The sequence below is a fragment of the Streptomyces sp. NPDC056580 genome, from assembly GCF_042793175.1.
Taxonomy (GTDB): domain Bacteria; phylum Actinomycetota; class Actinomycetes; order Streptomycetales; family Streptomycetaceae; genus Streptomyces.
The window spans coordinates 53,769-76,449 of record NZ_JBHTVE010000008.1 but is presented as its reverse complement, the minus strand read 5'-3'; the positions used below and the strand labels follow the sequence as shown (position 1 = coordinate 76,449).

The 22,681-nt window shown below is 73.0% G+C and carries 24 protein-coding genes; 16 read left to right on the top strand and 8 right to left on the bottom strand.

What is annotated here, in order from left to right:
- Nucleotides 1–141: 141 nt before the first annotated feature.
- Nucleotides 142–1,089, bottom strand: coding sequence for a DeoR/GlpR family DNA-binding transcription regulator (locus ACFQ9Z_RS19105; protein ID WP_383018684.1), 948 nt, complete (start codon nt 1,087–1,089; stop codon nt 142–144).
- A gap of 168 nt (nt 1,090–1,257) precedes the next feature.
- The gene (locus tag ACFQ9Z_RS19100; RefSeq protein WP_383018681.1) at nt 1,258–2,706 is read right to left on the bottom strand and encodes an NAD(P)H-quinone dehydrogenase; all 1,449 of its coding nucleotides are present in this window, start codon (nt 2,704–2,706) and stop codon (nt 1,258–1,260) included.
- A gap of 95 nt (nt 2,707–2,801) precedes the next feature.
- Between ACFQ9Z_RS19100 and ACFQ9Z_RS19095 the strand changes: the two genes are divergently transcribed.
- The 5 genes from ACFQ9Z_RS19095 (at nt 2,802) to ACFQ9Z_RS19075 (ending at nt 7,121) form a co-directional block, all read left to right on the top strand.
- Nucleotides 2,802–3,239: a gamma-glutamylcyclotransferase gene (locus ACFQ9Z_RS19095; protein ID WP_281293637.1), complete on the top strand. Its 438-nt coding sequence runs from the start codon at nt 2,802–2,804 to the stop codon at nt 3,237–3,239.
- Nucleotides 3,240–3,362: 123 nt separating this feature from the next.
- On the top strand, nt 3,363–4,187 hold the full coding sequence (locus tag ACFQ9Z_RS19090) for a purine-nucleoside phosphorylase (protein WP_383018677.1): 825 nt from the start codon (nt 3,363–3,365) through the stop codon (nt 4,185–4,187).
- Between the two features lie 97 nt (nt 4,188–4,284).
- On the top strand, nt 4,285–5,931 hold the full coding sequence (locus ACFQ9Z_RS19085; protein ID WP_383018674.1) for a phospho-sugar mutase: 1,647 nt from the start codon (nt 4,285–4,287) through the stop codon (nt 5,929–5,931).
- A 111-nt stretch (nt 5,932–6,042) separates the two neighbouring features.
- The gene (locus tag ACFQ9Z_RS19080) at nt 6,043–6,918 is read left to right on the top strand and encodes a helix-turn-helix domain-containing protein (RefSeq protein ID WP_383018671.1); all 876 of its coding nucleotides are present in this window, start codon (nt 6,043–6,045) and stop codon (nt 6,916–6,918) included.
- Entirely contained in the window at nt 6,915–7,121 is a 207-nt protein-coding gene (locus ACFQ9Z_RS19075; RefSeq protein ID WP_383018667.1) for a DUF397 domain-containing protein, read from the top strand. Before ACFQ9Z_RS19080 ends, ACFQ9Z_RS19075 begins: the two co-directional genes overlap by 4 nt.
- Before the next feature lies 1 nt (nt 7,122).
- Here ACFQ9Z_RS19075 and ACFQ9Z_RS19070 read toward each other — a convergent pair whose 3' ends face one another.
- On the bottom strand, nt 7,123–7,803 hold the full coding sequence (locus ACFQ9Z_RS19070; RefSeq protein ID WP_383018664.1) for a PH domain-containing protein: 681 nt from the start codon (nt 7,801–7,803) through the stop codon (nt 7,123–7,125).
- Nucleotides 7,804–7,935: 132 nt separating this feature from the next.
- Between ACFQ9Z_RS19070 and deoC the strand changes: the two genes are divergently transcribed.
- The 3 genes from deoC to ACFQ9Z_RS19055 are packed head-to-tail and all read left to right on the top strand — an operon-like array spanning nt 7,936 to nt 11,226.
- Nucleotides 7,936–8,901 carry a deoxyribose-phosphate aldolase gene (gene deoC / locus ACFQ9Z_RS19065; protein WP_383018661.1) on the top strand — a complete coding sequence of 322 codons (966 nt, stop codon included), beginning with the start codon at nt 7,936–7,938 and terminating at the stop codon, nt 8,899–8,901.
- A gap of 5 nt (nt 8,902–8,906) precedes the next feature.
- The gene (locus tag ACFQ9Z_RS19060) at nt 8,907–10,343 is read left to right on the top strand and encodes an aldehyde dehydrogenase family protein (protein WP_383018658.1); all 1,437 of its coding nucleotides are present in this window, start codon (nt 8,907–8,909) and stop codon (nt 10,341–10,343) included.
- Nucleotides 10,336–11,226 carry an aldehyde dehydrogenase family protein gene (locus tag ACFQ9Z_RS19055; protein ID WP_383018655.1) on the top strand — a complete coding sequence of 297 codons (891 nt, stop codon included), beginning with the start codon at nt 10,336–10,338 and terminating at the stop codon, nt 11,224–11,226. Before ACFQ9Z_RS19060 ends, ACFQ9Z_RS19055 begins: the two co-directional genes overlap by 8 nt.
- A 93-nt stretch (nt 11,227–11,319) precedes the next feature.
- Here the strand turns inward: ACFQ9Z_RS19055 and ACFQ9Z_RS19050 are convergent, their stop codons facing one another.
- Nucleotides 11,320–11,733 (bottom strand): hypothetical protein, encoded by a 414-nt coding sequence (locus ACFQ9Z_RS19050; protein ID WP_383018652.1) that lies wholly within the window; start codon nt 11,731–11,733, stop codon nt 11,320–11,322.
- Between the two features lie 160 nt (nt 11,734–11,893).
- Here ACFQ9Z_RS19050 and ACFQ9Z_RS19045 point away from each other — a divergent pair, with 160 nt between their 5' ends.
- Nucleotides 11,894–12,490 (top strand): uridine kinase, encoded by a 597-nt coding sequence (locus ACFQ9Z_RS19045; protein WP_383019877.1) that lies wholly within the window; start codon nt 11,894–11,896, stop codon nt 12,488–12,490.
- A 139-nt stretch (nt 12,491–12,629) separates the two neighbouring features.
- On the opposite strand, the gene ACFQ9Z_RS19040 is transcribed toward ACFQ9Z_RS19045, so the two are convergent.
- On the bottom strand, nt 12,630–13,403 hold the full coding sequence (locus tag ACFQ9Z_RS19040) for a SigE family RNA polymerase sigma factor (RefSeq protein WP_383018649.1): 774 nt from the start codon (nt 13,401–13,403) through the stop codon (nt 12,630–12,632).
- Between the two features lie 293 nt (nt 13,404–13,696).
- Between ACFQ9Z_RS19040 and afsQ1 the strand changes: the two genes are divergently transcribed.
- The 5 genes from afsQ1 to ACFQ9Z_RS19015 all read left to right on the top strand — a co-directional run bounded on the left by afsQ1 (nt 13,697) and on the right by ACFQ9Z_RS19015 (nt 17,584).
- Nucleotides 13,697–14,374, top strand: a complete 678-nt coding sequence (gene afsQ1 / locus ACFQ9Z_RS19035) for a two-component system response regulator AfsQ1 (RefSeq protein WP_031024517.1) — start codon at nt 13,697–13,699, stop codon at nt 14,372–14,374.
- Nucleotides 14,371–15,954: an ATP-binding protein gene (locus ACFQ9Z_RS19030; protein WP_383018645.1), complete on the top strand. Its 1,584-nt coding sequence runs from the start codon at nt 14,371–14,373 to the stop codon at nt 15,952–15,954. The genes afsQ1 and ACFQ9Z_RS19030 overlap by 4 nt, the downstream gene beginning before the upstream one ends.
- Entirely contained in the window at nt 15,951–16,634 is a 684-nt protein-coding gene (locus ACFQ9Z_RS19025; RefSeq protein WP_383018642.1) for a hypothetical protein, read from the top strand. Before ACFQ9Z_RS19030 ends, ACFQ9Z_RS19025 begins: the two co-directional genes overlap by 4 nt.
- A 93-nt stretch (nt 16,635–16,727) precedes the next feature.
- On the top strand, nt 16,728–17,288 hold the full coding sequence (locus ACFQ9Z_RS19020) for a VanZ family protein (RefSeq protein WP_383018639.1): 561 nt from the start codon (nt 16,728–16,730) through the stop codon (nt 17,286–17,288).
- A gap of 92 nt (nt 17,289–17,380) precedes the next feature.
- Nucleotides 17,381–17,584 carry a PspC domain-containing protein gene (locus ACFQ9Z_RS19015; protein WP_143627564.1) on the top strand — a complete coding sequence of 68 codons (204 nt, stop codon included), beginning with the start codon at nt 17,381–17,383 and terminating at the stop codon, nt 17,582–17,584.
- 86 nt (nt 17,585–17,670) lie between these two features.
- On the opposite strand, the gene ACFQ9Z_RS19010 is transcribed toward ACFQ9Z_RS19015, so the two are convergent.
- A complete protein-coding gene (locus ACFQ9Z_RS19010; protein ID WP_383018635.1) occupies nt 17,671–18,024 on the bottom strand; it encodes an ATP-binding protein in 354 nt (117 codons plus the stop codon).
- 150 nt (nt 18,025–18,174) lie between these two features.
- A complete protein-coding gene (locus ACFQ9Z_RS19005; RefSeq protein WP_383018632.1) occupies nt 18,175–19,350 on the bottom strand; it encodes an adenosine deaminase in 1,176 nt (391 codons plus the stop codon).
- Between the two features lie 130 nt (nt 19,351–19,480).
- Between ACFQ9Z_RS19005 and ACFQ9Z_RS19000 the strand changes: the two genes are divergently transcribed.
- Nucleotides 19,481–20,242, top strand: coding sequence for an alpha/beta hydrolase (locus ACFQ9Z_RS19000; protein ID WP_383018629.1), 762 nt, complete (start codon nt 19,481–19,483; stop codon nt 20,240–20,242).
- A 33-nt stretch (nt 20,243–20,275) separates the two neighbouring features.
- On the opposite strand, the gene ACFQ9Z_RS18995 is transcribed toward ACFQ9Z_RS19000, so the two are convergent.
- Nucleotides 20,276–21,169: a LysR family transcriptional regulator gene (locus ACFQ9Z_RS18995; RefSeq protein ID WP_383019873.1), complete on the bottom strand. Its 894-nt coding sequence runs from the start codon at nt 21,167–21,169 to the stop codon at nt 20,276–20,278.
- Nucleotides 21,170–21,288: 119 nt separating this feature from the next.
- Here ACFQ9Z_RS18995 and ACFQ9Z_RS18990 point away from each other — a divergent pair, with 119 nt between their 5' ends.
- A complete protein-coding gene (locus tag ACFQ9Z_RS18990) occupies nt 21,289–22,578 on the top strand; it encodes an MFS transporter (protein ID WP_383018626.1) in 1,290 nt (429 codons plus the stop codon).
- Nucleotides 22,579–22,681: the final 103 nt, after the last annotated feature.

Genomic DNA, 22,681 nt, shown 5'->3' with positions numbered 1-22,681 from the left:
CCGCGTTCCACGGGCGCCCGGGCGGCACCCGGGGCCCGCGCGCGGGTCGGCCCGGGGAGGCGGCGCGGGCGTCCGGCACGGCGCAGGGCGCGGTGCCGGCCTCCGGCCACGCCCCGCGGGACCCGAAGCCCGGGCAGGCCCTCAGCGCCTGCGCAGGTCGGCGACGCGTCCCCGTTCGGCCCCGGTCGGCTGGTCACCGAGCATCCCCCGCAGCGCGGCCCCGGCGACCTGTCCCCGCCGGGGCCCGGGCAGCGACGAGGAGCGCTGCTGGCGCGCCGCGGGCACGGGTTCACCCACCGGGTTTCCCCCCGCCCCCGCCACGGCGATCTGCACGCCCTGGTCGGCAAGGGCCTGCAGTTCCGTGCCGGCCCGGTCGTCGTGCGCGGGCGGCTCGTCGGTGACCAGGCGGGTGATGACGTCGGTCGGCACCGTCTGGAACATCGTGTCGGTGCCCAGCTTGGTGTGGTCGGCGAGGACCACGACCTCGGCGGCGGCCTGCACCAGGGCCCGGTCGACGGAGGCGGACAGCATGTTGGACGTGGACAGCCCGCGCTCCGCGGTGAGCCCGCTGCCGGACAGGAAGGCCTTGGAGACCCTGAGCCCCTGGAGGGACTGCTCGGCGCCGGAGCCGACGAGGGCGTAGTTGGAGCCGCGCAGGGTGCCGCCGGTCATCACGACCTCCACCCGGTTGGCGTGGGCCAGCGCCTGGGCGACCAGCAGCGAGTTGGTGACGACGGTCAGCCCGGGCACCCGCGCGAGCCGGCGTGCCAGCTCCTGCGTGGTGGTGCCCGCCCCGACGACGATGGCCTCGCCCTCTTCGACGAGGCCGGCGGCGAGGTCGGCGATGGCCGTCTTCTCGGCGGTCGCGAGGTGCGACTTCTGCGGGAAGCCGGACTCGCGCGTGAACCCGCCCGGCAGTACCGCACCGCCGTGCCGGCGGTCGAGGAGTCCTTCTGCCTCCAGTGCGCGCACGTCCCGCCGTACGGTCACTTCGGAGGTCTGGACGACGCGGGCGAGCTCACGGAGCGACACGGCCCCGTTCGCTCGCACCATTTCGAGGATCAATTGGCGACGTTCTGCAGCGAACACGAAACTGACAGTAACCCCAACGACCGTCTGGTTTCAGCAGTTTGCGCCGAATAACAGAAGTTGTTCGCACGGCATGACGGGAGGTGGTATAAGTCCTTAGTCCTCCCGCCTATGCCGCACGCATGCGCGGCAACTCCCCGTGACCAGCGGGAAGTCGGCCCGTTCCGGTCAGGCCTCGACGCCCGCCTTGCGCGTGTGCAACTGCCGTGCCACCTCGGCGATCGAGCCCGAAAGCGAGGGGTACACCGTGAAGGCGTTCGCGATCTGCTCGACCGTCAGATTGTTGTCGACGGCGATCGAGATGGGGTGGATCAGTTCCGAGGCGCGCGGCGCCACGACGACGCCGCCCACGACGATCCCGGTGCCCGGCCGGCAGAAGATCTTGACGAAGCCGTCCCGGATGCCCTGCATCTTGGCGCGCGGGTTGCGCAGCAGCGGCAGTTTCACCACCCGGGCGTCGATCTTGCCCGCGTCCACGTCCGCCTGGCTGTAGCCGACGGTGGCGATCTCGGGGTCGGTGAAGACGTTGGAGGAGACCGTCTTCAGGTTCAGCGGGGCCACCGCGTCGCCGAGGAAGTGGTACATGGCGATGCGTCCCTGCATCGCCGCGACCGACGCGAGCGCGAAGACGCCCGTGACGTCACCGGCCGCGTACACGCCCGGAGCCGTCGTGCGCGACACCTTGTCGGTCCAGATGTGCCCGGAGTCGCGCAGCTTGACGCCGGCCTCCTCCAGGCCGAGGCCCGCGCTGTTGGGGATCGCGCCGACGGCCATCAGGCAGTGCGAGCCGGTGATGACCCGGCCGTCGGCCAGCGTCACCTCGACCCGGTCGCCGACGCGCTTGGCGGACTGCGCCCGGGAGCGGGCCATGACGTTCATGCCGCGGCGGCGGAAGACGTCCTCCAGGACCGCGGCGGCGTCCGGGTCCTCGCCCGGCAGCACCCGGTCCCGGGAGGAGACCAGGGTGACCTTGGACCCCAGCGCCTGGTAGGCGCCGGCGAACTCGGCGCCGGTGACGCCGGAGCCGACCACGATCAGTTCCTCCGGCAGTTCGTCGAGGTCGTAGACCTGCGTCCAGTTGAGGATGCGCTCGCCGTCGGGCCGGGCGTCGGGCAGCTCGCGCGGGTGACCGCCGGTGGCGATCAGGACGGCGTCGGCGGTGAGGGTCTCCTCGGTGCCGTCGGCGGCGGTGACGACGACCTTGCGGGAACCGTCGAGGGCCTGCATGCCGTCGAGCCGGCCGCGGCCGCGCATGACGCGGGCGCCGGCCCGGGTGACGGAGGCGGTGATGTCGTGGGACTGGGCGAGCGCGAGCCGCTTCACCCGGCGGTTGACCTTGCCCAGGTCCACGCCGACCACCCGGGCCGCCTGCTCCAGCGGCGGGGTGTCGTCGGCGACGATGATGCCGAGCTCCTCGTACGAGGAGTCGAAGGTGGTCATCACCTCGGCCGTGGCGATGAGTGTCTTCGACGGCACGCAGTCGGTCAGCACCGACGCTCCGCCCAGACCGTCGCAGTCGACGACGGTCACCTCCGCGCCGAGCTGGGCGGCCACCAGGGCCGCCTCGTATCCGCCGGGTCCGCCACCGATGATCACGATCCGAGTCACGTACCCCATTGTCCCGCACGCTACAAGGTGCTACTGCCCGGGGGCGGCGGCCGGTGCCACCGGGACCCGCGGGACGGGAGTTCCGCCTGCCGTACCCTTCGTCCATGTCGCTCTATGCCGCGTACGCCGGCAACCTCGACGCGCGCCTGATGTCCCGCCGCGCCCCGCACTCCCCGCAGCGCGCCGTGGGCTGGCTGAACGGCTGGCGGCTCACCTTCGGCGGCGAGCAGCTCGGCTGGGAGGGCGCGCTGGCGACGATCGTCGAGCAGCCGGGGGCCCAGGTCTTCGTCGGGCTGTACGACGTCGCGCCGATGGACGAGGAGTCCCTCGACCGGTGGGAGGGCGTGGGCCTGGAGATCTACCGCCGCGTCCGGGTGCGCGTGCACACCCTGGACGGCGAGGAGCCGGCCTGGGTGTACGTGCTCAACGGCTACGAGGGCGGACTGCCCTCGGCCCGCTACCTGGGCGAGATCGCGGACGCGGCGGAATCCGCCGGCGCGCCCCACGACTACGTGATGGAACTGCGCAAGCGGCCGTGTTAGCGCCCGCCGCGCAGCGACGCCCCGTCTGGGGCCGGGTCTCGTTGGAAACGACAAGACAACGATCGCCATCCCGTGGGCTCCGTCATCTACGCGCGTAGGCGAGAACCGGCTACCCTCGTCGGCGTGAACGCATCTCTTCTTCCGGACGACCTCCAGGGCGATCCCTACGCCGCCGCCGACGCCGCCGCCGCGCGCCTGCGCGAACTGACCGGCGCCGAGACCCACGACGTCGCCCTCGTGATGGGCTCCGGCTGGGCTCCGGCCGTCGACGCCCTGGGCGCCCCCGACGCCGAGTTCCAGGTCACCGAGCTGCCCGGCTTCCCGCCGCCGGCCGTCGAGGGTCACGGCGGCAAGGTCCACTCGTACTCCTTCGGTGACAAGCGCGCCCTGGTCTTCCTGGGCCGTACCCACTACTACGAGGGCCGCGGAGTGGCCGCCGTCGCGCACGGCGTCCGGACGGCCGTCGCCGCCGGCTGCAAGACCGTGGTCCTCACCAACGGCTGCGGCGGACTGCGCGAGGGCATGCGCCCCGGCCAGCCGGTGCTGATCAGCGATCACATCAACCTGACGGCGACCTCGCCGATCGTCGGCGCCAACTTCGTCGACCTCACCGACCTCTACTCACCTCGGCTGCGCGCCCTGTGCAAGGAGATCGACGCCAGCCTGGAGGAGGGCGTCTACGCCCAGTTCCCCGGCCCGCACTACGAGACCCCGGCGGAGATCCGCATGGCCCGCGTCATCGGCGCGGACCTGGTCGGCATGTCCACGGTGCTCGAGGCGATCGCCGCCCGCGAGGCCGGCGCCGAGGTGCTGGGCATCTCCCTGGTCACCAACCTCGCCGCGGGCATGACCGGCGAGCCGCTGAACCACGAGGAGGTCCTGCAGGCGGGCCGCGACTCGGCGGCGCGCATGGGGCAGCTGCTGGCGCAGGTGCTGGGCAGGATCTGAGAGACCGCGCGCCCGCCGGCCCGGCCGGCGGGACGGCGCGGAACGGGGGTCCGGGGGCGAAGCCTCCGGCAGGAACTGAGGAGAGGTTGATCCCAAGGTGCACGACGAACTCATCGCCAAGGCCAAGGCATGGCTCGCCGAGGACCCCGACCCGCAGACCCGCGAGGAGCTCGCCGGGCTGATCGACGCCGGTGACGTGCCGGCGCTCACGGACCGGTTCTCCGGCACCCTCCAGTTCGGCACCGCGGGCCTGCGCGGCGAGCTGGGCGCCGGCCCGATGCGCATGAACCGCGCGGTCGTCATCCGTGCCGCGGCCGGCCTCGCCGCGTACCTGAAGAAGAGCGGGACCCCCCACGGGGGCGACGGCGCCGGGCTGGTCGTCATCGGCTACGACGCCCGCCACAAGTCCGCCGACTTCGCCCGGGACACCGCCGCCGTGATGACCGGCGCCGGTCTGCGCGCCGCCGTGCTCCCCCGCCCCCTGCCCACCCCGGTGCTGGCGTTCGCCATCAGGCACCTGGGCGCGGTCGCCGGCGTGGAGGTCACCGCCAGCCACAACCCGCCCCGGGACAACGGCTACAAGGTCTACCTGGGCGACGGCTCCCAGATCGTCCCGCCCGCCGACGCGGAGATCGCCGCCGAGATCGACGCGATCGCCTCCCTGCACGACGTCCCGCGTCCGGAGTCCGGCTGGCGGACCCTGGACGACGCGGTGCTGGACGCCTACCTGGCCCGCACGGACGCCGTCCTCGCCGCCGGCTCCCCGCGCACCGCCCGCACGGTCTACACGGCGATGCACGGCGTCGGCCGGGACGTGCTGCTGGCCGCCTTCGCGCGCGCCGGCTTCCCGGAGCCGGTGCTGGTCGCCGAGCAGGCCGACCCGGACCCGGACTTCCCGACGGTGGCCTTCCCCAACCCGGAGGAGCCGGGCGCCATGGACCTGGCGTTCGCGCGGGCCCGCGCCACGGACCCGGACCTGGTCATCGCCAACGACCCGGACGCCGACCGCTGCGCCGTGGCCGTCCGGGACGGCGCCGACTGGCGGATGCTGCGCGGCGACGAGGTGGGCTCGCTGCTCGCCGCCCACCTGGTCGAGCGCGGGGTGGCCGGCACCTTCGCGGAGTCGATCGTCTCCTCCTCCCTCCTCGGCCGCATCGCCGGGAGCGCGAAGCTGCCCTACGAGGAGACCCTGACCGGCTTCAAGTGGATCGCCCGCGTGGACGGCCTGCGCTACGGCTACGAGGAGGCGCTCGGCTACTGCGTGGACCCGGAGGGCGTGCGCGACAAGGACGGCATCACCGCCGCGCTGCTGATCACCGAGCTGGCCTCGGCGCTGAAGGAGCGGGGACGCACCCTGCTCGACCTGCTCGACGACCTGGCCGTGGAGCACGGGCTGCACGCGACGGACCAGTTGTCGGTCCGCGTCGAGGACCTGTCGGTCATCTCGGACGCGATGCGCCGGCTGCGCGAGCGGCCCCCGACCGAGCTGGCGGGCCTGGCCATCACCCGCGCCGAGGACCTGACCCTGGGCACGGACCGGCTCCCGCCCACCGACGGCCTGCGCTACACGCTCGACGGCGCCCGGGTCATCGTCCGCCCCAGCGGCACCGAGCCCAAGCTCAAGTGCTACCTGGAGGTCGTCGTCCCGGCCCCGGACCGCACCGCCCTCCCGGCGGCCCGCACCCGGGCCGGCGAACTCCTGACGGCCCTGAAGCGGGACCTGTCGGCGGCGGCGGGTCTCTGAGCGGCCCTTCTTCTCCGATCACCGCACGCCTCCAGACCGGCCCCGCTACCGTGACCGATGACCCTGCGCGCACAGGGAGTCACGGAGCGGGGCCGAGTCGGTGAGGGCGGTATGACGGTCGACGGACAGGCGGAACGCCTCAGGACCGAGGCGGACGAGCCGGGCTGGGAGGTCGACCCGGACGACGAGTGGGGCGTCGCCGTGATCGCGACGGTCGGGCGGCAGTTGAGGCTGCGCCGTGAGGCCGCCGGAGTGCGTGCCCCGGATTTCGGCCGGGCCGTGGGCTACGGCGAGGACATGGTCTACAAGATCGAGGCGGGCAAGCGGATCCCCCGGCCCGAGTACCTGGACCGCGCCGACGAGGCGCTGGGGGCGGGCGGTCTGCTCGCGGCGATGAAGGAGGACGTGGCCAAGGTCCGGTACCCGAGGAAGGTTCGGGAGCTGGCCAAGCTGGAGGCACAGGCCGTCGAGATCGGCGCGTACGAGTGCAACAACATTCACGGCCTGTTGCAGACCGAGGAGCACATGCGGGCGCTCTTCGAGGTCTGGCTACCCGCCTACCCCGAGGAGGAGGTGGAGCGCATGGTGGCCGCACGGATGGCTCGGCGTTCCGTGTTCGAACGGGTGCCGAGGCCGACGCTCAGTTTCGTGCAGGAGGAAGTGACGTTGCGGCGTCCGGTGGGCGGCAGAGCGGTGTGGCGGCGGCAACTCGAACGCCTGCTGGAGCTGGCGCGGTCCCGGAACGTCTCCATTCAGGTCACGCCGACCGACAACGAGGAGCACTTCGGCACCGGCGGGGTGATCGAGCTGCTGAAGTTCCCCGACGGTACCGCGGTGGGGCGCTCCAGCGGTGCGTTCAACAGCCGCCCCGTCTCCGAGCCGAAGCACATCAGGATTCTCGAACTGCGCTATGGAATGATCCGAGCCCAGGCCCTTACCCCACGGCAGTCGCGGGCCTTCATCGAGCAACTCCTGGGAGAGACATGATCGACGAGACCGTCCCTGGGAACTCCACGGCACCCGCGTGGTTCAAGAGCAGCCACAGCAGTAGCGGCGACGGCGAATCCTGCGTCGAGATCGCGATAGCCCCCCGCACCGTCCGCGTCCGCGACTCCAAGAACACCGAGGGCCCCGCTCTCGCCCTCTCCCCCGCGGCCTGGGACTGCTTCCTGCCCTACGCCGCCCGCTGACTCAGCCCACCGCCAGCAGTACCGCCAGCAGCACCGCCCCGGCCGCCGCGGGGGCGATCACCTCGTAGGCCCAGCGGACGGTCACCTCGCCCTGGGCCGTCCTGGCCGGGCCCCGGCTTTCCGCGGTGGCCCGCAGGTCGGCGATGATCTGGTCGGACTCCGCGCGGGTCGGGCCGTCGTGGTCGCCCGTGCCGCCGAGCACGCCGCCGAGGCCCAGCCCGCCGAGACCGGGCCCGCCCGAGCGGCCGCCCCGGGCCGCCGCCTCCGCGCGGGCCTGCCGGCGCGCGGCCTTCTTCCGGGCGCGCAGCGAGACCGGGACGGCCCAGAGCTGGTACTTGTCGCCGGAGTTGGCGACGACCTCGTTGGTGTAGCCGGAGCGCAGGGAGGCGACCTCGCCCCAGGGCAGGGTGACCGACCGGAAGGGGTTGCGCACCCGCAGCCGGTCCTCGCCCGAGAACACCGCCGGGCGCAGCGTGAACGCGATCACCAGCGGAACGGCGAGGATCAGGGCGGCGAGCGCCAGCCAGGGGGTGCGCCCGTGCCCGCGGACCAGCGCGTCGAAGCCCAGCCAGCAGGCGAGCACCAGCAGCAGCACACCGGCCACCAGCGCCAGGGGCGAGCGGTAGATCACGTCCTTGGCGGTGGGCCGGGGCTCGGGTGACTGGTGGTCCGGGGTCGTCATGGTGCCGATTGTGCACGACGCCGGCGAGGCGGTCCCGCGCACCCCGGGGCCCGGCGCCGGTCCGCGGTCGCCGGGCGGGTGACGAGCGTCTCGGGGGTATACATCCGCTACGCGCGTAGATATGCTCGTCTGGTGACCATGCCCACCACTGCATCCCCCGCACAGCCTTTCGCTGACGTCACCGCGTCCGACAGCACGCTGCGCCGCTTCCTCCACGGGCTGCCCGGCGTCGACGCGGTCGGCCTGGAGGCGCGCGCCGCGTCTCTCGGCACCCGTTCCATCAAGACCACCGCGAAGGCGTACGCCATCGACCTCGCCATCTCGATGGTCGACCTGACGACGCTGGAAGGCGCGGACACCCCGGGCAAGGTCCGGGCGCTCGGCGCCAAGGCGGTCCATCCGGACCCGACGGACCGCACCACCCCGGCGACCGCGGCCGTCTGCGTCTACCCCGACATGGTGGCCACGGCCAAGGAGGCCGTCGCCGGTTCCGGCGTGAAGGTCGCCTCGGTCGCCACCGCCTTCCCGGCCGGCAGGGCCGCCCTCGGGGTGAAGCTGGCCGACGTCCGGGACGCCGTGGCCGCGGGCGCCGACGAGATCGACATGGTCATCGACCGTGGCGCGTTCCTCGCGGGCAAGTACCTCAAGGTGTACGACGAGATCGTCGCCGTGAAGGAGGCCTGCGGCACGAGCGCCCGGCTGAAGGTCATCTTCGAGACCGGCGAGCTGTCGACGTACGACAACATCCGCCGGGCGAGCTGGCTGGGCATGATGGCGGGCGCCGACTTCATCAAGACGTCGACCGGCAAGGTGGCGGTGAACGCCACGCCCGCGAACACCCTGCTCATGCTGGAGGCCGTCCGCGACTTCCGCGCCCAGACCGGCGTCCAGGTCGGCGTGAAGCCGGCCGGCGGCATCCGCACCAGCAAGGACGCGATCAAGTTCCTGGTCCTGGTCAACGAGACCGCGGGCGAGGACTGGCTGGACAACCACTGGTTCCGCTTCGGCGCCTCCTCGCTCCTGAACGACCTGCTCATGCAGCGTCAGAAGCTGGCCACCGGCCGCTACTCCGGCCCCGACTACGTGACGGTGGACTGATCACCATGGCATCCGCATTCGAGTACGCACCGGCGCCCGAGTCCCGCGCGGTCGTCGACATCGCCCCCTCCTACGGCCTGTTCATCGACGGCGAGTTCACCGAGGCCGCCGACGGCAGGGTCTTCAAGACGGTCTCGCCGTCCACGGAGGAGGTGCTCTCCGAGGTCGCGCAGGCCGGCGCCGAGGACGTCGACCGCGCCGTCAAGGCCGCCCGCAAGGCCTTCGAGAAGTGGTCGGCGCTGCCCGGTTCCGAGCGCGCCAAGTACCTGTTCCGCATCGCCCGCATCATCCAGGAGCGCAGCCGCGAACTGGCGGTCCTGGAGACGCTGGACAACGGCAAGCCGATCAAGGAGACCCGGGACGCTGACCTCCCGCTGGTCGCCGCGCACTTCTTCTACTACGCCGGCTGGGCCGACAAGCTCGGCCACGCCGGGTTCGGACCGGACCCGAGGCCGCTCGGCGTCGCCGGCCAGGTGATCCCCTGGAACTTCCCGCTGCTGATGCTGGCGTGGAAGATCGCCCCCGCGCTGGCCACCGGCAACACGGTCGTGCTGAAGCCGGCCGAGACCACCCCCCTGTCCGCCCTGTTCTTCGCGGACATCTGCCGCCAGGCCGGCCTGCCCAGGGGCGTCGTCAACATCCTCCCGGGCTACGGCGACACGGGCGCCGCGCTGGTCGCGCACCCGGACGTGAACAAGGTCGCGTTCACCGGGTCGACGGCCGTCGGCAAGGAGATCGCGCGGACCGTCGCCGGCACCCGCAAGAAGCTCACCCTGGAACTGGGCGGCAAGGGCGCCAACATCGTCTTCGACGACGCGCCGGTCGACCAGGCCGTCGAGGGCATCGTGAACGGCATCTTCTTCAACCAGGGCCAGGTCTGCTGCGCGGGCTCCCGGCTGCTGGTCCAGGAGTCGGTCCACGACGAGCTGCTCGACTCCCTCAAGCGCCGGCTGTCCACCCTGCGGCTCGGCGACCCGCTCGACAAGAACACCGACATCGGCGCGATCAACTCCGCCGAGCAGCTCGCCCGGATCACCGCGCTGGCCGAGCAGGGCGAGGCGGAGGGCGCCGAGCGCTGGGCCCCCGCCTGCGAACTGCCCTCCTCCGGCTACTGGTTCGCCCCGACGCTCTTCACGAACGTCACCCAGGCGCACACCATCGCCCGCGACGAGATCTTCGGCCCGGTGCTGTCGGTCCTCACCTTCCGCACGCCCGACGAGGCGGTCGCCAAGGCCAACAACACCGCGTACGGCCTGTCCGCGGGCATCTGGACCGAGAAGGGCTCCCGGATCCTGGCCGTCGCGAACAAGCTGCGCGCCGGTGTCGTCTGGTCCAACACGTTCAACAAGTTCGACCCGACCTCGCCGTTCGGCGGTTACAAGGAGTCGGGCTTCGGCCGCGAGGGCGGCCGCCACGGCCTGGAGGCGTACCTCGATGTCTGAGCAGAACCGTCTGAGCGTCTTCAAGACCTACAAGCTGTACGTCGGCGGGAAGTTCCCGCGTTCCGAGAGCGGCCGGGTGTACGAGGTGACGGACTCGAAGGGCAACTGGTCGGCCAACGCTCCGCAGTCCTCGCGCAAGGACGCCCGTGACGCGGTGGTCGCCGCGCGCAAGGCGTTCGGCGGCTGGGCCGGCGCGACCGCCTACAACCGCGGCCAGGTCCTCTACCGCGTCGCGGAGATGCTGGAGGGCCGCCGGGATCAGTTCGCCCGGGAGGTCGCGGACGCCGAGGGCCTGTCGAAGTCCAAGGCGGCCGCGGTCGTGGACGCCACGATCGACCGCTGGGTCTGGTACGCGGGCTGGACGGACAAGATCGCCCAGGTGGTGGGCGGCGCCAACCCGGTCGCGGGCCCGTTCTTCAACCTCTCCTCCCCGGAGCCGACCGGCGTGGTCGCCGTCCTGGCCCCGCAGGAGTCGTCGTTCCTCGGACTGGTCTCGGTCGTCGCCCCGGTGATCGCCACCGGCAACACGGCGGTGGTGATCGCCTCCGAGAAGGCCCCGCTGCCCGCGCTGTCCCTGGGCGAGGTGCTGGCCACCTCCGACGTCCCCGGCGGTGTCGTCAACGTCCTGTCGGGCCGCACGGCGGAGATCGCCGCGCCGCTGGCCGCGCACCAGGACGTCAACGCGATCGACCTCGCGGGCGCCGACGAGGCGCTGGCCAAGGAGCTGGAGATCGCGGCCGCCGACAACCTCAAGCGCGTCCTGCGTCCACAGCCTGTGGATTACTTCGAGACGCCGGGCACCGACCGCTTGACGGCGTTCCTGGAGACCAAGACGGTCTGGCACCCGACGGGCTCCCTGGGCGCGTCCGGCTCGGCGTACTGACCCGGCCGACGCCCGCACGAGCGAGCCGCGTCACCCCTCCGTCCGGGGGTGGCGCGGCTCTTCGCCGTACCGGGGCGCAGGCCAGGGGGCGCGTCAGTCCCGCGGCGCGCCGTGGGAGGCGCCCTGCGGGTCCATGACCCGCCCCACCACGGGCAGACTGCCGAACGAGTCCGCCTCGGCGACCGGCCGGGTCAGATCGCGGGAGTCGACCGGCTTGAAGTCGGCGATCTGGGTGCCGACGCCGTTGTCCAGCGGGTCGACTCCGGTGCCGGCGAGCGGATTGGGCTTGAGTCCCGCTACCGGACCGGTGGCGTGGCCGACCGCGCCGGCGACGCTCGTCAGCCCCGCCGCCGGGTCGACGCCGCCGAGCGAGGCGGGCGCGTCGGCGAGCCGGGCGCCGTCGGCGTGCGCGGACGCCGCGCCCGCTCCCAGCGCCGCTCCGGCGGCCGCGAGGGCGATCAGGGCGCGCTGCACGGTGGGGTGCGGGGAGGAAGAGTGTCGGGCCATCGCCGGTGCCGCCTTCTGGTGCGCTGGGTGAACGGACAGGCACGTAGGGTAGTTGAGATGTGACGCGCGCTCCAAAGCCGACCCGCGGGGTCGGCAGGAGCGCCACCATGCGTCAAACTGGTGTTCCGTGAGCCTTCATCTCCCGCCTCCCGCCCGCGTCGTGCTGCTGTGCGGCCCCTCGGGTTCGGGCAAGTCCCTCGTCGCCGCCCGTTCCGGGCTTCCCGTGCTGCGCCTCGACGACTTCTACAAGGAGGCCGGCGATCCGACCCTGCCGCTGGTGGACGGGAGTTCGGACATCGACTGGGACCACCCCCGGTCGTGGGACGCGGATGTCGCGGTCGACGCCATCGTGCGGCTGTGCGCCACGGGGGTGACGCCCGTACCCGTGTACGACATCTCGCTGAGCGCCCGCACTGGCGAGGAGACGCTGAGCATAGGGTCCGCACCGCTGTTCATCGCGGAGGGCATCTTCGCCGCCGAGATCGTGGAGCGGTGCCGGGAACGGGGCGTGCTGGCCGACGCGCTGTGCCTGAGCCGGGGTTCGGTCACCACCTTCCGCCGACGCTTCCTGCGGGACCTCAGGGAGGGCCGCAAGTCGGTGCCGTTCCTGCTGCGGCGGGGCTGGCGGCTGATGCGCACCGAGCGGTCGATCGTGGCCCGTCAGGTGGCCCTCGGCGCCCACCCCTGCGACCGGGACGAGGCACTGGACCGGCTGGCCGCGGCGGGAGTGCGGACGCCGCAGCGGACGGTGGCCTGAGGGAACGCGTCACGCGGGAACGCGAGACGGGACTGGCCGGACCCGAGGTCCGGCCAGTCCCGCTCCCTTTCGCTCCCCCGTGTTCCCCCGTGGGTTCCACCCCCCAGTGGTCCCCCGTTCCCCCGTGTTCCCCCTGACCTCAGGCGACCAGCTCGCCGAAGGCGCTCTCCTCGTCACGGCCGAAGCTGAGGACCTCGTCCTCGCGCAGCCGGCGCAGGGACCGCCAGATGCTGGACTTCACCGTGCCGACGCTGATGCCGAGGATCTCCGCGATCTCCGGGTCCGTACGGCCCTCGTAGTAGCGCAGGACCAGCATGGTGCGCTGCGGTTCGGGCAGCCGGGCCAGCGCCTGCCACAGGACCGCGCGCAGCTCGGTGCCGCGCATCGCGTCCGTGTCACCGGGCGTCTCGGGCAGTTCCTCGGTCGGGTACTCGTTGAGCTTGCGGCGCCGCCAGGCGCTGATGTGCAGATTGGTCATGGTGCGGCGCAGGTAGCCGCCGACCGCCGCCTTGTCGCTGATCCGCTCCCACGCCCGGTACGTCGAGAACAGCGCGCTCTGCAGCAGGTCCTCGGCCTCGAAGCGGTCGCCGGTCAGGTGGTAGGCGGTGGCGTACAGGGAGGCGCGACGCTCCTGGACGTAGGCGGTGAACTCCGCCTCGGTCAGCGAGCGACGCTCCCCCGGTTCCTCCCCGTACGCGGATCCCCCGTGCGTCTCCCCCGTGTGCGCGTCAACCACCGTCATGTAACCGGTGTGCTGACGCCCGGCGCCGCGAGCGCACCCCCGCCCTCCCCCACGCTCGAACGAGCTCGCGCGGGAGGGACCCCCATCGGCACCGGACTTCTCCGGCCCCCGGTGCACGTCGTGCAGACGCGTGACCACTGCGCTGGTGCTGATGCTGTGCAGCGTGTTCATCTCGCGCTCCCCGTGGTGGACTTCCGGCCCGGCCTGCTCGGTCGTGCTTCCTTGCCTGTGCCGAGAAGCTTGCCGAGCGACCTTCATGGCCGTGTCCGCCGACTGTCACAGACCTGTCACAGGGGTTCGGATCCAGGCGTGTCAGCAACGGTGTGCGCGAGCGGGCGGCACGGTTCGCCGGCCTCCGGCGCGACGGCCCCGCCGGGGCGCGCCCGGCCGCCCGCGGGCCCCGCGCGCCGCGTTCTGCGTCCCGCCGGTCGATCCGCACCCCGTCCATGGGCCAGAATGAGCCCGTGCCTTCCCTGTTGCTGATCGAGGACGACGACGCCATCCGCACGGCCCTGGAGCTCTCCCTGACGCGCCAGGGCCACCGGGTGGCGACCGCTGCCAGCGGTGAGGACGGTCTGAAGCTGCTGCGCGAGCAGCGGCCGGATCTGATCGTGCTGGACGTGATGCTGCCCGGCATCGACGGGTTCGAGGTGTGCCGGCGCATCCGGCGCACCGACCAGCTGCCGATCATCCTGCTGACCGCCCGCAGCGATGACATCGACGTGGTGGTCGGCCTGGAGTCCGGCGCCGACGACTACGTCGTGAAGCCGGTCCAGGGCCGGGTGCTGGACGCCCGGATCCGGGCCGTGCTGCGGCGCGGGGAACGCGAGTCCAGCGACTCGGCGACCTTCGGCAGCCTCGTCATCGACCGCTCCGCGATGACCGTGACCAAGAACGGCGAGGACCTGCAGCTCACGCCGACCGAGCTGCGGCTGCTGCTGGAGCTGAGCCGGCGCCCCGGTCAGGCGCTGTCCCGGCAGCAGTTGCTGCGGCTGGTCTGGGAGCACGACTACCTGGGCGACTCCCGCCTGGTGGACGCGTGCGTGCAGCGGCTGCGCGCCAAGGTGGAGGACGTGCCCTCCTCCCCGACGCTGATCCGCACCGTCCGCGGTGTCGGCTACCGCCTGGACGCCCCTCAGTGACCGATACGCGAGGGGGGCCGCGCGGCTGGACCGCGGGGCGCGGGGGAAGTCTGTCGCGGCTGCGGTTCACCAGCCTCAGGCTGCGGCTGGTGCTCGTCTTCGCGCTGGTCGCGCTCACCGCCGCGGTGTCGGCGTCGGGCATCGCGTACTGGCTGAACCGGGAGGCCGTGCTGACGCGCGCCCAGGACGCCGTGCTGCGCGACTTCCAGCAGGAGATGCAGAACCGGGCGGGCGCGCTGCCCGCCCGGCCCACCCAGGACGAACTGCAGCGCGCAGCGGGCCAGATGGCGGCGAGCAGCCAGCGGTTCAGCGTGCTGCTGGTCGCCGAGGACGCCCGCGGCAAGACGGTGTACGGCACCTCGGGCGGGATCAACGGCTTCTCGCTGGAGGACGTGCCGGCGTCGCTGCGCGCTGCGGTGAACAAGCGGCAGAAGGTGACCGGCGGCAACAAGGCGCCGTACCACCTGTACTGGCAGCGGGTCGACGAGCACGGCACGCCGTACCTGGTGGCCGGCGCGCGGCTGGCCGGCGGCGGGCCGACGGGCTACCTGGCCAAGTCGCTGGAGCCCGAGGCCAAGGACCTGAACTCGCTGGCCTGGTCGCTGGGGATCGCGACAGCCCTGGCCCTGATCGGCTCGGCGCTGCTCGCGCAGGCCGCCGCCACGACCGTGCTGAAGCCGGTGCACCGGCTCGGGGTGGCCGCCCGGCGGCTCGGCGAGGGGCGGCTCGACACCCGGCTGAGCGTGTCCGGCACCGACGAACTGGCCGATCTGTCGCGGACGTTCAACAACGCGGCCGAGGCCCTGGAGAAACGGGTCGCCGACATGGCCGCCCGGGACGAGGCCTCGCGCCGCTTCGTGGCGGACATGAGCCACGAGCTGCGGACCCCGCTGACCGCCATCACCGCCGTGACGGAGGTGCTGGAGGAGGAGCTGGAGTCCGAGGCCGGAGGCATCGACCCGATGGTCGAGCCCGCGGTACGGCTGGTGGTCAGCGAGACCCGGCGGCTGAACGACCTGGTCGAGAACCTGATGGAGGTGACCCGCTTCGACGCGGGCACCGCCCGGCTGGTCCTGGACGACGTGGACATCGCCGACCAGATCACCGCCTGCATCGACGCCCGGGCCTGGCTGGACGCCGTCGACCTGGACGCCGAGCGCGGCATCCACGCGCGACTGGACCCGCGCCGCCTTGACGTCATACTGGCCAACCTGATCGGCAACGCCCTCAAGCACGGCGGGTCGCCGGTCAGGGTGTCGGTGCGGATCGACGGCGACGACCTGGTCATCGCGGTGCGCGACCACGGTCCGGGCATCCCCGAGGACGTGCTGCCGCACGTCTTCGACCGTTTCTACAAGGCCAGCGCCTCCCGGCCGCGCTCCGAGGGCAGCGGTCTGGGTCTGTCCATCGCCATGGAGAACGCCCACATCCACGGCGGCGGCATCACCGCCGCCAACTCGGCCGAGGGCGGCGCGGTGTTCACACTGCGGCTGCCACGGGACGTCTCCGGGCTGACAGAGCAGGACGAGGAGCACACGGGGAGCGACAAGGCAGGCGACGCCGGGAAGGGGGGATCATGACCGCACGGACCACACGGACCGCACGGACCGCACGGGCTGAACGGACCGCACGGGCTGAACGGACCGCGCCGGCGGCCCGGACCGTACGACGTCTGCTCGCGGCCTCCCTCCTGACCGCGGTGCTCGCCGGGTGCGGGATCCGGCCCACCGAGGTGCCGACGGACTTCGGCGCGGCCCCCTCCCGGGTCCCGTGCTCGCTGTCCGCGCCCGATGCCACGGCACAGTCCGCGCACGGGGTGCCGGTGCAGGTGTTCCTGCTGTGCGGGTCCTCCCTGGTGGCCGTCGACCGCACCGTGCGCGTCCCGGAGGGCACGCCGGACGCGCGGCGCCGGGTCATCGTGGCCCAGGGCCTGCTGGACCAGCTCGCCGCGTCCCCCACGGCCGCGGAGAAGGCGGCGCGCTACACCACGAACGTGCCGGGCGGCCTGGGCGTGGCGGGCCCCGGCCACAAGGACCCGGAGGACACGCTGCGGCTGAGCACCACCCCGGCCCGGCTCACCTCCTACGCCCTCGCCCAGATCGTGTGCACCCTGTCCGACTCGGCGGCGACCGAGGGCGACGGCTCGGTGATCCTCGGCGGCCCCGCTCCCGCCCCGCTGCACCGCTACGAGTGCACCGACGCCGTCCGCAACCGGCCGGGCAGCACGGCCCCGCCGTCGACCGACGTCACCGCGGGCTGAGCGGCCGCCGGCGCACGGGTGTGGCGGACGCCTCACGCGGGGCGGCGTGCGGGGTGCGGAACCGTTCGTGCACGGGGGCGCGTCTAGGGGGGCGTGCAGCGTCAAGGCTCCATCGGCGGCAGCGCCGCGATCCGTATCCGTGTGGCGGGGGGTGTCCTCCTCGTCGCCCATCTCGGGCTCGTCGCCTGGCTGATGCTGCGGCCCCTGGACGTGCCCTGGGTGATGCCCGCCAATCTGCGTCCGCTGGCCGGCATCCGCGCCGATCTGGCGCTGGGCGGGGCGCGGGCGGCCGGACGCGTCGCCGAGGGGCTGGCGCTGCTCGCGCCGATGGGCGTCCTGCTGCCGGCGGTGCACGGCAGGCTCGCCGTGTCCCCGCTCGCCTCCCTGGTCCGGACGGCCGCCGCGGGCGTCCTGGTCTCCACCGGCATCGCCCTGCTGCAGACCGGTGTGCCCGGCCGGGTCGTGGACGTCGACTCGCTGCTGCTGAACACCGTGGGCGTGGCTCTGGCCCACCTGGCCTTCGTCCCGGCGGGCCGGGCCTGGCTGCGCCGAAGGGCGGGACGGGCGCCCGGCGCGACCGGGCAGGTCACCGTCCAGGAGGACCTGACTCAGGGGCGTACCCCGACGATTCCCAGGGTCGGGATCGCCCCGTAGAGCGACGCTTCGCCCCGTTCGTCTCCGTACCGTGGACATCGTTGAGGCAGCCGACCGGACCGCCTCGCCCGACGCCCACCAAGGAGCCGCAGATGTCCACCCTCGCCCGCCCCACCCACGGCCGCGTGATCGGCGGCGTGTGCGCCGCGCTGGCCCGGCGCTTCGGTACCTCGGCGACGACGATGCGGGTCGTCTTCCTGGTGTCCTGCCTGCTGCCCGGCCCGCAGTTCCTGCTCTACATAGCGCTGTGGATCCTGCTCCCGGCCGAGGACAAGGCGCGCGCCGCGACCTGGTGACCCGCCGGCCGGACCTCCGCCCGCGCACGCGGCCGGCCTGCCCCGGGACTTTCCCGGGGCAGGCCGGCCGCGTCGGACGGAGGGGGTCAGCCGAGCGGCAGGCCGTTCACCATGAGGCCCTGGGTGGGCATGCCCTGGAGCGGCAGCCCGCCGAGCAGCCCGGCGAGCGGCGTGGCCGGTCCCCCGGCGACGACGTTCCCGACCGCCGGCTGCGCGACGGCGCCCCCGGCGCCGAGGGCGCCCTGCCCCTGGGCGAGCGCCTGGCCGGCGCTCGGCAGCGCCTGGCCGACGTTCTGGGCGGGCAGCGCGGCGGTGACGGAGTCCAGGGCCTGCGGGGCGACCGGAGCGGCCGGGGCCGCCTCGGCGGCGCCCGCGCCGACGGCCGCGAAAGCGGCGCCGAGGGCGGCGACACCGAGGGTCTTGGCTGCAGACTGCTTCATGTTAAATGCGTCCTTGAATACGGAGACGGGGAATCGCAATGTTCTGAGCGGTACCACGACCGTAGACAGCCCCCACCGCACCCCGCAAACACCGAAATGCGTACGACTTGCGAAGGGGCGTTCGCATTTCGCCGGACCCTTTACCCGCGCTCAGTCCGCCGAGCCGGAAGAACCACTGGTGGATGGGGTCTGCTGGAACAGCCATTCGGACTTCAGCTCTGCATATCCGGGCTTGATCACTTCGTTGATCATCGCGAGTCGTTCATCGAAAGGAATGAACGCCGACTTCATTGAATTGACGGAGAACCATTGGAGGTCGTCGAGTGTGTAGCCGAACGCCTCGACGAGGTGCTCGAATTCCCGGCTCATGCTGGTGTGCGACATCAGCCTGTTGTCCGTGTTCACCGTGGCCCTGAAGTGCAGCCGCCGCAGCAGACCGATCGGGTGGTCGGCGTAGGAGGACGCGGCCCCGGTCTGCAGGTTGGAGCTGGGGCACAGCTCCAGCGGGATGCGCTTGTCACGGACGTAGGCGGCCAGCCGTCCGAGCCGCACCGAGCCGTCCGCCCGCACCTCGATGTCGTCGATGATCCGCACCCCGTGCCCGAGGCGGTCCGCGCCGCACCACTGCAGCGCCTGCCAGATGGAGGGCAGCCCGAAGGCCTCGCCGGCGTGGATGGTGAAGTGGTTGTTCTCCCGCTTCAGGTACTCGAAGGCGTCCAGGTGCCGGGTGGGCGGGTAGCCGGCCTCGGCGCCGGCGATGTCGAAGCCGACGACGCCCAGGTCCCGGTAGCGGTTGGCGAGTTCGGCGATCTCCAGGGCGCGGGCCGCGTGCCGCATGGCGGTCAGCAGGGCGCCGATCCGGATGCGGCGGCCGCTCTCCCGGGCCAGCCGCTCGCCCTCCCGGAAGCCTTCGTTGACCGCCTCGACGACCTCTTCGAGGCTCAGCCCGGACGCGAGGTGCTGCTCGGGCGCGTAGCGCACCTCGGCGTAGACGACCCCGTCCTCGGCGAGGTCCTCGGCGCACTCCCGGGCGACCCGGACCAGCGCTTGCCTGGTCTGCATGACGCCGACGGTGTGCGAGAAGGTCTCCAGGTACCGTTCCAGCGAGCCGGAGTCGGCGGCGTCGCGGAACCACAGGCCCAGCTTGTCGGGCTCGGTCTCGGGAAGCGCGGAGTACCCGGTCTCCCGGGCGAGTTCGACGACGGTCCCGGGGCGCAGCCCGCCGTCGAGGTGGTCGTGCAGCAGAACCTTGGGTGCCCGTCGGATCTGGTCCGGCGTCGGAACGTGGGCCGGGACGGTCCCAGTCGGTGCGGTCTGGCTCGTCATTTCCGCACTCTAACTCCTACGCGCGTAGAGCGCGCCTGTTGCGCGAGGAGACACAACGGGTTCTCGCCGATACGCAACGGTGACCGCCCGGACGGGTTTCGTACACCACGCCTTCTGACACTGTTCTGTCATGGGACAGCAAGCGACGCCGGTCCGAACGGCCGGGCTGGGAAAGGCGGTCGGGCCGGAGCCGACGGCGGTGAGCGGAGCGGTGCTGCTGCTCCCCGGCGGGGAGGAGACCTCCGCCCGCAGGCCGTCCCCCGTCTGGGCGACGGCCTTCGTGCCTTCCCTGGGCCGCCGGTTCGCCCGCGCGGGCCGGGAGGAGGGGCTGGCCGTGCACGCCGTGCGCTACCGCTACCGCGGCTGGAACGGCAGCGAGGCGCATCCGGCGGCGGACGCCGAGTGGGCCGCCGACGAGGTCGTACGCCGCTACGGGGACGTGCCGGTGTGCCTGGTGGGCCTGGACATGGGCGGGCGGGCGGCGCTGCGGGCGGGCGGCCACGAGGCGGTGAACTCCGTCGTCGCGCTCGCTCCCTGGCTGCCCGAGGACGACGTGGCCGCGCCCGCCGAGCCGGTGCGGCAGCTCGTGGGGCGGCGGGTGCTGATCGTGCACGGCACGAACGACGAACGCACCGACCCGGAGCTGTCGTTCCGGCTGGCGGAGCGGGCGAAGAAGGCGAACCGCGACGTGTGCCGCTTCGAGGTGCACTCCGACGGCCACACGTTGCACCAGTACCGCGACGAAGTGCGCTCGCTGGCGGTGGACTTCGTCATGGGCGCCCTGTTCGGGCACCCGGTGTCGCGGCCGGTGGAGGACGCGCTGGCCGCTCCGCCGCCGATCGGGCTGCGGATGCCGCTGGCCGCGGGGTTCGGCAAGTCGCTGCGGCGGTGAGACCCGGGGTCCCGCACGGTCTCCCGGGCGCCCTCAGGGCAGCAGGCTCCCCCTCCTGGAGAGCAGGAACTTCTTGAAGGCCGCCACCGGTGGCGTGTCCGGGCGGTCGGCCAGCCAGGCGACGCCGATCTCCCGGGCCGCCCTCGGCGCCGTGACCGACAGTTCCACCACACCCGGGCGCGGCACCGTGGGGGGCGGCAGCAGGGCGACCCCGAGGCCGGCCGCCACCAGGCCCCGCAGGGTCTCCGCCTCCTCGCCCTCGAAGGCGATGCGGGGCTTGAACCCGGCCTCGCGGCAGAGGTCGTCGGTGATGCGGCGCAGGCCGTAGCCCGGCTCCAGGGTGACGAACGTCTCCTCGGACGCCTCGGCCAGCCGGATGCGGCGGCGGGCGGCCAGGCGGTGGTCGGCCGGGACGACCAGGCGCAGCTTCTGCTCGTCCAGGCGGCGGGCGACGAGGTCGGGGGCGTCCGGCACCGGGGAGGTCAGGCAGAGGTCCAGTTCACCGGCGCGCAGCCGCTCCAGCATCGCCTCGCCGTAGTTCTGGACCAGGCTGAAGCGGATGCGCGGGTGGTCGGCGCGGAAGGCGTGCAGCAGGCCGGGGACGGTCTCGGCGCCCATGGTGTGCAGGAAGCCGAAGGCGACCTTGCCGGTGGCCGGGTCGGCGTCGGCGCGCACCTCCTCGGCGGCGCGCTCGACCTCGGCGAGGGCGCGTTCGACGGAGGCGAGGAAGGTGCGCCCGGCGGTGGTGAGGGAGACCGTGCGGCCGTGCCGGGCGAACAGGGTGACGCCGAGGTCCTGCTCCAGCCGGACCATGGCCCGCGAGAGCGTGGACTGGGGGACGTTCAACTCCTGCGCGGCCCGGGTGACGTGCTCGGTGCGGGCGACGCCGGCGAAGTACGCGAGGCGCGGCGCGAGCGACATCGCCATGTCTTCCATGTCACCGAACGATGACAGCCGACCCCGTGACCTCTGCTCATGCTCCACGGGAACGATTATGACGATTCCATGCATTGGACGGATCAGTGGGCCGTGCATAGCGTCGAGGCATGTCTCCCGCCAGTACCGGGGCGTCCGCCACCCTGGACGCCGTCACGCCCGTCCCCTCCCCCGACCCCGCGACCGACTCCCGGATGGCTCCGGGCGGCCCCGGCTACCGCCGGATGAGCTTCGCCCTGTTCCTCGCCGGGGTCGCGACCTTCGCCCTGCTCTACTCCACCCAGGCCCTGCTGCCGCTGATCTCCGGCGAGTTCGGGGTGGCGGCGAGCGAGGCGAGCTGGACGGTGGCGGCCGCCACCGGCGGTCTGGCCCTGTTCGTGCTGCCGATGAGCGCCCTGTCCGAGCGTTTCGGCCGCCGTACGGTGATGACGGCCTCGCTGGCGGTCGCGGTGGGCGTGGGTCTGCTGGTGCCCTTCGCGCCGTCGATCGGCGCGCTGGTCGTGCTGCGGGCGGTGCAGGGCGCGGCGCTGGCGGGTCTGCCCGCCTCGGCGACGGCGTACCTGGCCGAGGAGGTCCGGCCCAAGGCGCTGGTCACGGCGATCGGGCTGTTCGTGGCGGGCAACAGCGTGGGCGGGATGAGCGGCCGGGTGATCACCGGCTGGGTCGCGCAGGAGTGGGGCTGGCGGGTCGCCGTCGGTGTGATCGGCGCGGTCGCGGTGGCCTGCGCGGTGGCGTTCCGGCTGCTGCTGCCCGCCCCGAGGCACTTCCGCGCCGGTTCGCTGCGGCCCCGGGTGCTGCTCGGCACGGTGCGCGGTCACCTCGCCGACCCGCTGCTGCGCCGGCTGTACGCGATCGGCGCGCTGTTCATGACGGTGTTCGGCGGTGTGTACACGGTGATCGGCTACCGGCTGACGCAGGCGCCGTTCTCCCTGCCGCAGGGCATCGTCGGCTCGATCTTCCTGGTGTACCTGGTCGGCACGGTGTCGGCGTCGACGGCCGGCCGGCTGGTGGGCCGGCTGGGCCGCCGCGGCGCGCTCTACCTGGCGGGCGGTACGACGGCGGCGGGCCTGCTGCTGTCCCTGGCGCCCTCGCTGCCGCTGGTCCTGCTGGGCCTGGTGCTGATCACGGCGGGCTTCTTCGCCGGCCACGCGGTCGCCTCCTCGGCGGTCAGCAGGACGGCCGAGCACGGCCGCGCCCAGGCCTCCGCCCTGTACCAGTCCGCGTACTACATCGGCTCCAGCGTGGGCAGCACGGTGGGCGCGACGGCCTTCCACGCCGGCGGCTGGGCGGGCACGGTCGGCGTGGGCGTCCTGGCGGTCCTCGGCGTCGTGACCATCACCCTCCTGGGGTCCCGGGCGGCCCGGGTGTCGGCCCGGCGGGAGCCGGTGCCGGCGCACTGAGACGACGCGCGGGAGACCGGGCGGGCACCGGAGCCGGCGCCCGCCCGGTTCTGTGAGGGAACCGGTCCCGGCCGGGCATTTTCGTGCTCCGGGCGCCATTGTC

Bases quoted from the DNA above. Each gene is read 5' to 3' on its own strand.
- ACFQ9Z_RS19000 (WP_383018629.1), top strand. From the start codon at position 19,481: ATGGGACAGCAAGCGACGCCGGTCCGAACGGCCGGGCTGGGAAAGGCG.
- ACFQ9Z_RS19080 (WP_383018671.1), top strand. From the start codon at position 6,043: ATGACGGTCGACGGACAGGCGGAACGCCTCAGGACCGAGGCGGACGAG.
- ACFQ9Z_RS19070 (WP_383018664.1), bottom strand. From the start codon at position 7,803: ATGACGACCCCGGACCACCAGTCACCCGAGCCCCGGCCCACCGCCAAG.
- ACFQ9Z_RS19100 (WP_383018681.1), bottom strand. From the start codon at position 2,706: ATGGGGTACGTGACTCGGATCGTGATCATCGGTGGCGGACCCGGCGGA.
- ACFQ9Z_RS19060 (WP_383018658.1), top strand. From the start codon at position 8,907: ATGGCATCCGCATTCGAGTACGCACCGGCGCCCGAGTCCCGCGCGGTC.
- ACFQ9Z_RS19010 (WP_383018635.1), bottom strand. From the start codon at position 18,024: ATGAAGCAGTCTGCAGCCAAGACCCTCGGTGTCGCCGCCCTCGGCGCC.
- ACFQ9Z_RS19040 (WP_383018649.1), bottom strand. From the start codon at position 13,403: ATGAACACGCTGCACAGCATCAGCACCAGCGCAGTGGTCACGCGTCTG.
- ACFQ9Z_RS19055 (WP_383018655.1), top strand. From the start codon at position 10,336: ATGTCTGAGCAGAACCGTCTGAGCGTCTTCAAGACCTACAAGCTGTAC.
- ACFQ9Z_RS19005 (WP_383018632.1), bottom strand. From the start codon at position 19,350: ATGACGAGCCAGACCGCACCGACTGGGACCGTCCCGGCCCACGTTCCG.
- ACFQ9Z_RS18995 (WP_383019873.1), bottom strand. From the start codon at position 21,169: ATGGCGATGTCGCTCGCGCCGCGCCTCGCGTACTTCGCCGGCGTCGCC.
- ACFQ9Z_RS19075 (WP_383018667.1), top strand. From the start codon at position 6,915: ATGATCGACGAGACCGTCCCTGGGAACTCCACGGCACCCGCGTGGTTC.
- ACFQ9Z_RS19015 (WP_143627564.1), top strand. From the start codon at position 17,381: ATGTCCACCCTCGCCCGCCCCACCCACGGCCGCGTGATCGGCGGCGTG.
- ACFQ9Z_RS19050 (WP_383018652.1), bottom strand. From the start codon at position 11,733: ATGGCCCGACACTCTTCCTCCCCGCACCCCACCGTGCAGCGCGCCCTG.
- ACFQ9Z_RS19025 (WP_383018642.1), top strand. From the start codon at position 15,951: ATGACCGCACGGACCACACGGACCGCACGGACCGCACGGGCTGAACGG.
- ACFQ9Z_RS18990 (WP_383018626.1), top strand. From the start codon at position 21,289: ATGTCTCCCGCCAGTACCGGGGCGTCCGCCACCCTGGACGCCGTCACG.
- ACFQ9Z_RS19095 (WP_281293637.1), top strand. From the start codon at position 2,802: ATGTCGCTCTATGCCGCGTACGCCGGCAACCTCGACGCGCGCCTGATG.